The organism is Protofrankia sp. Cj3 (assembly GCF_917627355.1).
In the GTDB taxonomy this organism is placed as follows: Bacteria; Actinomycetota; Actinomycetes; order Frankiales; family Frankiaceae; genus Protofrankia.
Genome location: NZ_CAKJTR010000212.1, coordinates 1 through 7,707, shown reverse-complemented (window position 1 = coordinate 7,707; position 7,707 = coordinate 1). Strand labels below are relative to the sequence as shown.

Here is a 7,707-nt window from a genome sequence, read left to right as displayed (position 1 = left end):
ATTGCCCGCTGTGCCGTCGCATCCGTGATGGAGTGGTTCCTGATCATCCCTGGAGGGATTGAAACTGGGCCGGACGACTGCTGATGCGCGCGGGCATACCGTTCCTGATCATCCCTGGAGGGATTGAAACCCGCGAGCTGGGCTTGGTTGGCCAGATGCTGTGCGCGTTCCTGATCATCCCTGGAGGGATTGAAACGCGTAGGCGATCACTGCGCCAGCGCCAGCATCGCGGGTTCCTGATCATCCCTGGAGGGATTGAAACTGCGCGCCGTCCCGCCCCGCCACGACCCGTCCCGCGGTTCCTGATCATCCCTGGAGGGATTGAAACACATGATCCTCCCGTCCCGGGAGCTGATCAACCGGTTCCTGATCATCCCTGGAGGGATTGAAACACGTATTCGCGCGCCGACTCGGCCACGCGGATAGTCAGTTCCTGATCATCCCTGGAGGGATTGAAACTAGTGGGCCTGCGCGTCCGCTATCTTGCGGACCATGTTCCTGATCATCCCTGGAGGGATTGAAACCAGAACTTTGTAGCGCCTTTGCCGACGCTTACCTGGTTCCTGATCATCCCTGGAGGGATTGAAACACATGTGCGGCCCGGTAGCCGGCCACATTGAACGTGTTCCTGATCATCCCTGGAGGGATTGAAACCCAGCCGGGGCAGGCGCCCCAGCCAGACCAGGATGGCGTTCCTGATCATCCCTGGAGGGATTGAAACCCAGCCGGGGCAGGCGCCCCAGCCAGACCAGGATGGCGTTCCTGATCATCCCTGGAGGGATTGAAACCCTCATGCCCGGTCAGCCCCTGGGCTGCGGAGGTGAGGTTCCTGATCATCCCTGGAGGGATTGAAACCCGTTGCCACCGGAGCGATATCGATTGTCAGCGCGATGGTTCATGATCATCTATGGAGGGATTGAAGCTAGCCCTCAGAACCGTAGAAGAAGTTCCAACGAGGGTGGTTGATCATCTCTGGAGGTTGACGCCATCGTGGGCGCGGAAGGCGACGGGCGCATCGCCCGTGAGCGCGTCGGTCACTCGGACGGCGAACGCCGGGCTCATGCTCTGCTGTATGTCGGACTCCGTCAGCCAACGCACCTCGCTGCTCTCGGCTGTCGGCTGTGGCGTACCTGCTATCGGTCGGCAGCGGAAGACCAGGGCCACGACGCCGAGCCGTAGGTTTTTGTAGACGCCCGTGAGGCGGTCGACCTCAACGGTGACGCCGGTCTCCTCGAGCACCTCGCGGCGAACGCCCTGCTCGAAGGTTTCCTGTAGTTCGAGCACGCCACCCGGTGCCTGCCATTGGCCATTGTCTCGACGGCGGATGGCAAGAACGCGGCCGTTTTCGTTCACAACGACGCCGGCAACACTGACCGAGTGTCGGGGAGGTATGGCGGTGGTCTCGGTCATCGGAAGGTCACCACGGCGATCGACTTGTCGTCATGGCGTTTGAACCGCGGCAGTAGCTGGCCCTGGGGGTCTTCACGCTCTTCCCAGTTGTGAAACTGGGCGAGCAGAGCGCCGAGATCTCCCTCGCCGAGTGCGGCCACGTGGTCGATGCTGATGCCGAGGTGCCGCATCGGGTCTTCGGCGCCGTCGGTGAGGATGGCGCCCCATAGCACATCCTCAGCGGGAAAAGATCGCACAAGGGCCTTGCCGCCGGCCGCAGGGTCGGCCGCGGCAATCCAGTAGCCGCCAGTGGCGTTCTGGTAGGGCGCCTTCTCGTTCCTCATCTCGCGGAGAATGCGCTGATGTTCGTCGTCGTACCCGCCTCCGGCTTGTAGCCGGGCGAGGGCCGCTGGCCGGTGCATCACGGGAAGCTGGGCGAGGCGGTCATCGAAGATACGTAGAACGCCAGTGGATCGGGTTGCCAGGTACACGGGTGTGTCGCCGAGTACGAGTACGTCGACGCGGCCGAGAGCGGACCGGATGATGCTGACAGTTGAGGACGGCGAATCGCCCGGCTGCAGGTCCAGTACCTGCGTGACACCCATGAGTGCCGTGCGCAGCCCGGTTCGCAGTGGAGCCGCCGGTCGGCGCGCAAGTGCCCCAAGCAGTTGGACGCCGAGCGCGTCCACATAGGCGGCCACGCTGACTGTGCCGTCAGATCCGGACGCTCCGTCCAGGACAACAACAACGTTGTCGCCGATCAGGACCCGGTCCTGGCCCTGCCCAGCCTGCGCCGGCAGTTCGGCAACACGGACTTCCATCTGCCGGAGCGTCACGACGGGCTGCCCGGGTTGACGACCTCGGCCGGCCACTCGAAGTGCAGGACCCATTGGAACGTGGGCAGCGCATCGACGCGGTACTCCACCGGCCGATCGTCGGCCGTCCATGACATATGGATGATCTCAAAAACCTGTTGATTCTCAGCCAGGCCGAAGAACACTTCCTCGTCATCCGTCGGGATGCGTGCCCGTATATCCTCAGTGAACCGCACCGGCCCCTGTCCAAGTTCCGCCAACCGTGAATAGGTTCCGCCCGGACCAGTATCCACCCTGGTCAGGCCGGCACTCTCTGCGAGTGGCCAGGGAATGTAGGATGTCGCCAGCAGTACTGGTTCATCAGATGCATACATGTGGCGCTTGCGTATGAGGACCCGCTCTCCTGGGCCAAGCTCTAGCGCCTTCGCCGTCGCTTCGGGTGGGTCGACCGACTCCAGCTGGACAATGTCGGACCGAGGTATCAACCCAAGTTTCCGAATTTCGGCATCAAATGCGCCACGGGCACCGTGTTCCTCGCGAGCCGCTCGCGCGTAGCGCCGGTTGCTATGCCGGGAAATCGGTGGGACAGACCGTACTACCGTCCCACGTCCGCGCAGAACCCGCACCATGCCCTCTGCCCGGAGGATCTGGAGAGCCCGGTTGATCGTCACCCGGGACACGCCCACCTTTCCGGCCAGTTCCTGCTCACTGGGCAGTGTAGAGCCAGGTGGGTACTCACCGAGGGCGATGTCCTGCCTGATCAGATTGGCGACCTGCCGATACCGAGACTTCGGAGCCTCAACAGTCATCCCGACCATGCACCTCATCTCTCCGGATCAGCTTCTTGCTCCCGCGGACCCAACGTTAGTCCTGCAGGACGTCCTACCTCTCCGTTGACAGCCGCCCAAACCGTGTGACACCGTACGACACGTAGGATGTCCTACGTCCTACGTCATACCGATCAAAGAAGGGAGACCGCAACCGTGAGCCACGTGCCCGAGCTGGACCGGGTCTCGATCCGCGGCAACCTGCTCGCTGCGATCGGCACCCTGATGGAGGCCGTCAAGGCGCTCGATGAGTGCAAGTACGACGGGGACATGGTCCTCGACCTCGACACCTGCATCGTCGAAGTCGACAGCACGATGACCTCGTTGCAGGCGGCCATCGCCGGTGAGGCAACCACGTCATGACCGAGATGCCCACCGTCTTGCCCGCGGGCGAGACGGACGAGTTGATGACCCCTGTCGAGGTCGCAAAGGCACTGCGGATCGGTGTGGTGAGCCTGGCGCGTTGGGCGCGGACCGGCCGGATCGACTCGGTCGAGCTCCCGTCCGGCCACCGCCGCTACCGCCGCTCGGTCGTCGAGGCGATCCTGCGCGGCACATCTCCGAACGGCGAAGTCGGGGCGGCCACCCGATTCCTGCCTTACAAGACCTGACCACCGACAGGTGGCGGTCCCGGCCTCGCCGGCAAGCACCAGCCGGGACCGCCGCTCCCAGCCCTAGACGAGGAGCGCCGTCCATTGTCCACCCTTGAAGAACGACCTGTGCCGTCCCGTCCGCCCACCGTCCGTACCGGTGACGGCGTCCCAGCCGAGCATCCGCTGATGACCGTGCGGGAGGCCGCCCGGGCGCTGCGGGTTAGCGAGATGACGATCCGCCGGGCGATCTACGCCGAGACGATCCCGTTCGTCGCGGTCGGCCGTGCCTACCGCGTCCCTCGCACGTTCATCACCCGGCTGCTCGACACGGCCGACGGCGGTCAGACCGCTGTGGCCGCGGAGTTGGCCCCCGTGCCTGCGGGGGGTGCCGTATGAACCGCCAGCCGATGGTTGGCGGTTGGTCGCTGCCGATCCCCGTTCCCGGATCGGGTGGCGACGCCGCCGAGGATCTCGCGGATGCGGTCGTCCGTGAGGTTGAGCGGATCGCCCGGGAGTTGCTGCGCCGTGGTGGTGAGAAGTGAGCCGCCCTTGCCAGCCCGAGGACATCCTTGACGTCGAACCGGGCCGGTCGGCGACACCGCTGATGCTGGCGACCCGGGCAGCCGACCTGGGTCTGGATATCGCCGTGCGTTACGCCCGTGGTCAGCGGGTCGACGTCGACGAGGTCCTGGAGCTGTTGGCTACCGAGGTCGCGGCGGCCCGCGCCGCACGGCGCGGACTGCAGACCGGTGTCTTGCGGGCACTGCACGCGGGCGCGACCTGGCGGCAGATCGGTGAGGCGACCGCCAGCAGTCCGGCGGACGCGACGGCGGCCTTTCTCACCTGGGTAGCTGAGCAGCACCGCCACCTCCCGGACCTGTTCACCGCCGTCGACGAAGCCCATGCCTGTCGTCTCGCTGAGGAGGCAGGCCGATGAGCGCCGTCGACCTCACTCCCGTCGGTACCCCCGTGGGTCGGGCTTGTCACCGGCTCCGTGTCGCCACGGACATCGTTGACCGGTTCGTCGGTAACACGGACGTCGCGTTCTACATATGGATCAAGTCCGGCTTCTACTACACGAGCATCCCGGTGATCGAATTTCAGATCACAGAGGATCAGGATGCCGATGGTGTGCCGTACCGAAGCCGTGCCGCTGACGACCACCGTCTCACCGGTATCGACACGTTCGCCCGCGAGTTCGGTCTCACCCTGCACACAACAGAAGGCGGCCTCGGGCACGAGGGCAGCCTGTGGGCCTGGGGCACGTTCACCCACCAGGGTGTCTGCGTCACGGTCTACACACTGCTCAGCGACCCGGAGGTCACAGCCGAGGCCCGTGATCGCTACACCCCGGTCATCGGAACGGGGCCAGGCCGACCGTTCACCGTCACGGAGCCGGGCCGATGAGCACCCAGGGCGGCCTGATGCTGCCGACCGACCCGGATGGTTGGTTTCCGCCGCTGTTCGCTCCGGTTGTTGAGGTAGGAGGCAGCCGGTACACCGCCGGGCTGCACGCCTCGGAGGCGCAGGCGCAGGCGGCGGGGGACACGCTCGCGGACCTCCACCCATCCGTGGTCATGCACGGGGTGATCGAACTGCTGCCGGCCGGGGTCGTCACAGAGCTCGCGTCCGCCTACGACGCGATGGAGCAGCTGGATGGTGCGGCATGACCGCCGGTTCACCGCTCGCGGATGCGCTGGCTGGTTTCCTCACGGCCGCCGCCGACCATTGGGCCGCGGTTCGCACCGCCGCGGACGGCACCGCCGAGCCGCTGCTGCGGGAGTACACCGACGCGGTGAGCGCGGAAACCGATGCCACGGTCGCGGTGGCGCTCGCGTGCGCCGACCGCGCACCCGGCTATGAGATCGCTGTGGCCCGGCGGGTCCGTCGTGTGACGGTCGCGGCCCGGCGGGCCGCTGGCCGTCGGGCCGGTATTCCCACCCTCCCGGCCGTGCTGGTCGCCGCCCGCGCCGACCTGTGGGCCGCGGCCGGGTGGCCGGTCAGCGGCGCGGCGGTCCTGTCTCCCCGTGCACGGGAGGTGGCGGTATGACCACCAACGTCGCCAGCCGGGATCGCGCCGCGCTGTACATCCATCAGGCGTTGACCGCGACCCTGGAGGCGTTGCGAGCCTCGGCGGCCCGCTGCCCGGTCGCCGACCAGGTCCGCCAGGTCGATGCGGCGATGACCGAACTGCTGGCCGCGCGGGGCGTACTCGCCGGACAGGACCCGACGACCGAGGCGCCGCAGGTGCAGCCGGGTCTGCCCGCCGCGTTGGATGTCTGCGGCCGGCTCCTAGTCGAGCACGAGACGGTGACTGGCAGGCGTGTTGGTGTTCGGGTGGACGTGTGGCGTTACACCGGCCACGAGCCGCTGGCCTGCGTGGAGATCGATGCCCTCGGTGCGGTCGGTGACGACACCGACCAGGTGCTGCTGGCCGACCTGCGGTCGCTCTACACGTGGCTCGGGGTGACCCCGACCGTCCGCACCGGCGGCAGCGACGGCACCCTGACCGTGATTGAGGCGGGCGTCACCCGTACCGGCATCGCAATCAAGATCGGCGCTATCACTCCCACGGTCACCGTCGATGAGGCGCGGGCCGCGCTTGGCCTGCCCGTGGGCAACAGCCACGCCGGCCGGGCCGGTGCCCAGGGCCTGGCCGGCCCGGCGGAGACCGGCCCGGACGGTGACGTCTGTGTGGTCTGTGTCGTACCGATCCGACCGGCCGGTGAGGTGGTGGACTGCGGCTACGGGCCGGAGCATCCCGGCTGTCATCAGGATGCCCCCGACATCCATCCCGATGAGCTGGCCGGGGCCGGGCGGTGAGCGCCCGCCTGGCCGTGCGCTGGCGGCAACGGGCCGCCTGCCGGGGCGTCGACCCGGAGCTGTTCTTCCCGGTCGGGACGACCGGCCCTGTGGTCGAGTGGCAGACCGCGGCGGCGAAAGCGGTCTGCGCCGGCTGCCCGGTGATCGACGCCTGCCGGGGCTGGGCGTTGGCGACCCGGGAGCCGTTCGGGATCTGGGGCGGGCTGAGCGAGCAGGAGCGCCGGGCGCCGCATGCCCGGCCCGCCGCGGGCGTGCGTCCCGTTCCTGTCCGGCGCTGGCCGCTGGTCGCCGCGCAGGCGTGCTACCTGTGCGTCGGGAACCCCGGCCCGGACGGTTGCCGCCGCTGCGGGGGCACCGGTGTGGACCCGGGCGTCGCTCGCGGGGGCGCGGCATGAGCGGGCGTATCGATTCCCGTGGGCTGCGTGCCGGTGACGACGCCCGGACCGGGGATGGTGGCGTGAGGGTTCGGGCGGATGACCGGGAAGCGGCCGGGAAGCGGTCGGTGGCCTGGCCGCTGATCGTCTCTTTGGTATTGATCGCCGGGGTGTGGGCGGCCGGGGCGGTGTGGTCCTATGACCACCAGTCCCACTTCGCGCAGAGCCTGGGGTTCCATCACGGCTATCTGCTGCCCGCGGTCGCGGACGGGCTGCCGGTGGCCATGGCAGCGGTGGCGTTCTCCGCGGTGGTGGACGGCCGGCCGGCGACGGTGGCCCGGTTGGGTACCGCGCTGGCGGTGGTGGCGTCCTCAGCATCCAACGGCATTTACGCCGCCCGCCGGTCAGGACATGACCTGACGACGATGATCGTCGCTGTCGCGATCCCGGTGCTGGCCGCGGTCGCGTTCGAGGTGCTGCTAGGAGAGATCCGCAAGCAGGTTCTCCAGCGGCGCGGGGCGTCCCCCCCGACACCGATTCCGCTACTGCGTCCGATCCGGGTGCTGCTGGACCCGGTGCACGAGATCCCGTCGTGGCGGCGCACGGTGCTGGCGGTGACGGACCCGGCGGTGGATCCGGCCGCGCGGGAAGCGATGGTGCGTCTGGTCGCGCAGATCCGCGCCGAGCGGGCCGCCGCTTCCGTGGACGCCGTCCCCGGCGGGCCGGCAGCGCTGCCGGTGTCCTCGCGGGAAGCGTTGCCGGCCGGACACGGGGAGCGGTTTGAGGCGCCGCGTCCGGACACGGTGGTGCGTTTTGAGGACACGGCACCACCGTCGCCGCCGCGGCCGGCGCGGCGGCGTGCGGCCGCGTCCCCGACGGGCCGGGC

Annotated in this window: 12 protein-coding genes, 2 pseudogenes and 1 CRISPR repeat array; of the genes and pseudogenes, 11 read left to right on the top strand and 3 right to left on the bottom strand. The window is 68.1% G+C overall.

Annotated elements, in window-relative coordinates:
* Positions 1-35 precede the first annotated feature (35 nt).
* Positions 36-988: direct repeats of the CRISPR family, unit length 30 nt; unit sequence GTTCCTGATCATCCCTGGAGGGATTGAAAC.
* An 80-nt stretch (positions 989-1,068) separates the two neighbouring features.
* From MJ783_RS20400 to MJ783_RS20390, 3 genes and pseudogenes are all read right to left on the bottom strand, one after another.
* Positions 1,069-1,410: pseudogene (locus MJ783_RS20400) on the bottom strand (NUDIX hydrolase); the annotation flags it as partial.
* The gene (locus MJ783_RS20395) at positions 1,407-2,210 is read right to left on the bottom strand and encodes a hypothetical protein (protein ID WP_239312778.1); all 804 of its coding nucleotides are present in this window, start codon (positions 2,208-2,210) and stop codon (positions 1,407-1,409) included. The pseudogene MJ783_RS20400 and the gene MJ783_RS20395, both read right to left, overlap by 4 nt.
* A gap of 11 nt (positions 2,211-2,221) precedes the next feature.
* Positions 2,222-3,013: a GntR family transcriptional regulator gene (locus tag MJ783_RS20390; protein WP_239312776.1), complete on the bottom strand. Its 792-nt coding sequence runs from the start codon at positions 3,011-3,013 to the stop codon at positions 2,222-2,224.
* A 174-nt stretch (positions 3,014-3,187) separates the two neighbouring features.
* Between MJ783_RS20390 and MJ783_RS20385 the strand changes: the two genes are divergently transcribed.
* The 11 genes and pseudogenes from MJ783_RS20385 to MJ783_RS20335 all read left to right on the top strand — a co-directional run.
* A complete protein-coding gene (locus tag MJ783_RS20385; protein ID WP_239312774.1) occupies positions 3,188-3,394 on the top strand; it encodes a hypothetical protein in 207 nt (68 codons plus the stop codon).
* Positions 3,391-3,642 (top strand): helix-turn-helix domain-containing protein, encoded by a 252-nt coding sequence (locus MJ783_RS20380; RefSeq protein WP_239312772.1) that lies wholly within the window; start codon positions 3,391-3,393, stop codon positions 3,640-3,642. Before MJ783_RS20385 ends, MJ783_RS20380 begins: the two co-directional genes overlap by 4 nt.
* A gap of 108 nt (positions 3,643-3,750) precedes the next feature.
* On the top strand, positions 3,751-4,020 hold the full coding sequence (locus MJ783_RS20375; RefSeq protein ID WP_239312770.1) for a helix-turn-helix domain-containing protein: 270 nt from the start codon (positions 3,751-3,753) through the stop codon (positions 4,018-4,020).
* Positions 4,017-4,166 (top strand): hypothetical protein, encoded by a 150-nt coding sequence (locus MJ783_RS20370; protein ID WP_239312768.1) that lies wholly within the window; start codon positions 4,017-4,019, stop codon positions 4,164-4,166. Before MJ783_RS20375 ends, MJ783_RS20370 begins: the two co-directional genes overlap by 4 nt.
* Positions 4,163-4,561 (top strand): hypothetical protein, encoded by a 399-nt coding sequence (locus MJ783_RS20365; protein WP_239312767.1) that lies wholly within the window; start codon positions 4,163-4,165, stop codon positions 4,559-4,561. Before MJ783_RS20370 ends, MJ783_RS20365 begins: the two co-directional genes overlap by 4 nt.
* Entirely contained in the window at positions 4,558-5,031 is a 474-nt protein-coding gene (locus tag MJ783_RS20360; protein ID WP_239312765.1) for a hypothetical protein, read from the top strand. Before MJ783_RS20365 ends, MJ783_RS20360 begins: the two co-directional genes overlap by 4 nt.
* Entirely contained in the window at positions 5,028-5,294 is a 267-nt protein-coding gene (locus tag MJ783_RS20355) for a hypothetical protein (protein WP_239312763.1), read from the top strand. The genes MJ783_RS20360 and MJ783_RS20355 overlap by 4 nt, the downstream gene beginning before the upstream one ends.
* Positions 5,291-5,674 (top strand): hypothetical protein, encoded by a 384-nt coding sequence (locus MJ783_RS20350; RefSeq protein ID WP_239312761.1) that lies wholly within the window; start codon positions 5,291-5,293, stop codon positions 5,672-5,674. The genes MJ783_RS20355 and MJ783_RS20350 overlap by 4 nt, the downstream gene beginning before the upstream one ends.
* Positions 5,671-6,447 carry a hypothetical protein gene (locus MJ783_RS20345; protein ID WP_239312758.1) on the top strand — a complete coding sequence of 259 codons (777 nt, stop codon included), beginning with the start codon at positions 5,671-5,673 and terminating at the stop codon, positions 6,445-6,447. Before MJ783_RS20350 ends, MJ783_RS20345 begins: the two co-directional genes overlap by 4 nt.
* Before the next feature lie 14 nt (positions 6,448-6,461).
* Positions 6,462-6,704, top strand: a pseudogene (locus MJ783_RS20340) (WhiB family transcriptional regulator); the annotation flags it as partial.
* A gap of 134 nt (positions 6,705-6,838) precedes the next feature.
* A partial coding sequence (locus MJ783_RS20335; RefSeq protein ID WP_239312756.1) for a DUF2637 domain-containing protein occupies positions 6,839-7,707 on the top strand: 869 nt, incomplete at its 3' end.

What these genes read in the sequence shown, in the direction of transcription:
- MJ783_RS20395 (WP_239312778.1), bottom strand. Translation starts at nt 2,210, where the DNA reads ATGGAAGTCCGTGTTGCCGAACTGCCGGCGCAGGCTGGGCAGGGCCAG.
- MJ783_RS20390 (WP_239312776.1), bottom strand. Translation starts at nt 3,013, where the DNA reads ATGACTGTTGAGGCTCCGAAGTCTCGGTATCGGCAGGTCGCCAATCTG.
- MJ783_RS20380 (WP_239312772.1), top strand. Translation starts at nt 3,391, where the DNA reads ATGACCGAGATGCCCACCGTCTTGCCCGCGGGCGAGACGGACGAGTTG.
- MJ783_RS20370 (WP_239312768.1), top strand. Translation starts at nt 4,017, where the DNA reads ATGAACCGCCAGCCGATGGTTGGCGGTTGGTCGCTGCCGATCCCCGTT.
- MJ783_RS20360 (WP_239312765.1), top strand. Translation starts at nt 4,558, where the DNA reads ATGAGCGCCGTCGACCTCACTCCCGTCGGTACCCCCGTGGGTCGGGCT.
- MJ783_RS20355 (WP_239312763.1), top strand. Translation starts at nt 5,028, where the DNA reads ATGAGCACCCAGGGCGGCCTGATGCTGCCGACCGACCCGGATGGTTGG.
- MJ783_RS20350 (WP_239312761.1), top strand. Translation starts at nt 5,291, where the DNA reads ATGACCGCCGGTTCACCGCTCGCGGATGCGCTGGCTGGTTTCCTCACG.
- MJ783_RS20345 (WP_239312758.1), top strand. Translation starts at nt 5,671, where the DNA reads ATGACCACCAACGTCGCCAGCCGGGATCGCGCCGCGCTGTACATCCAT.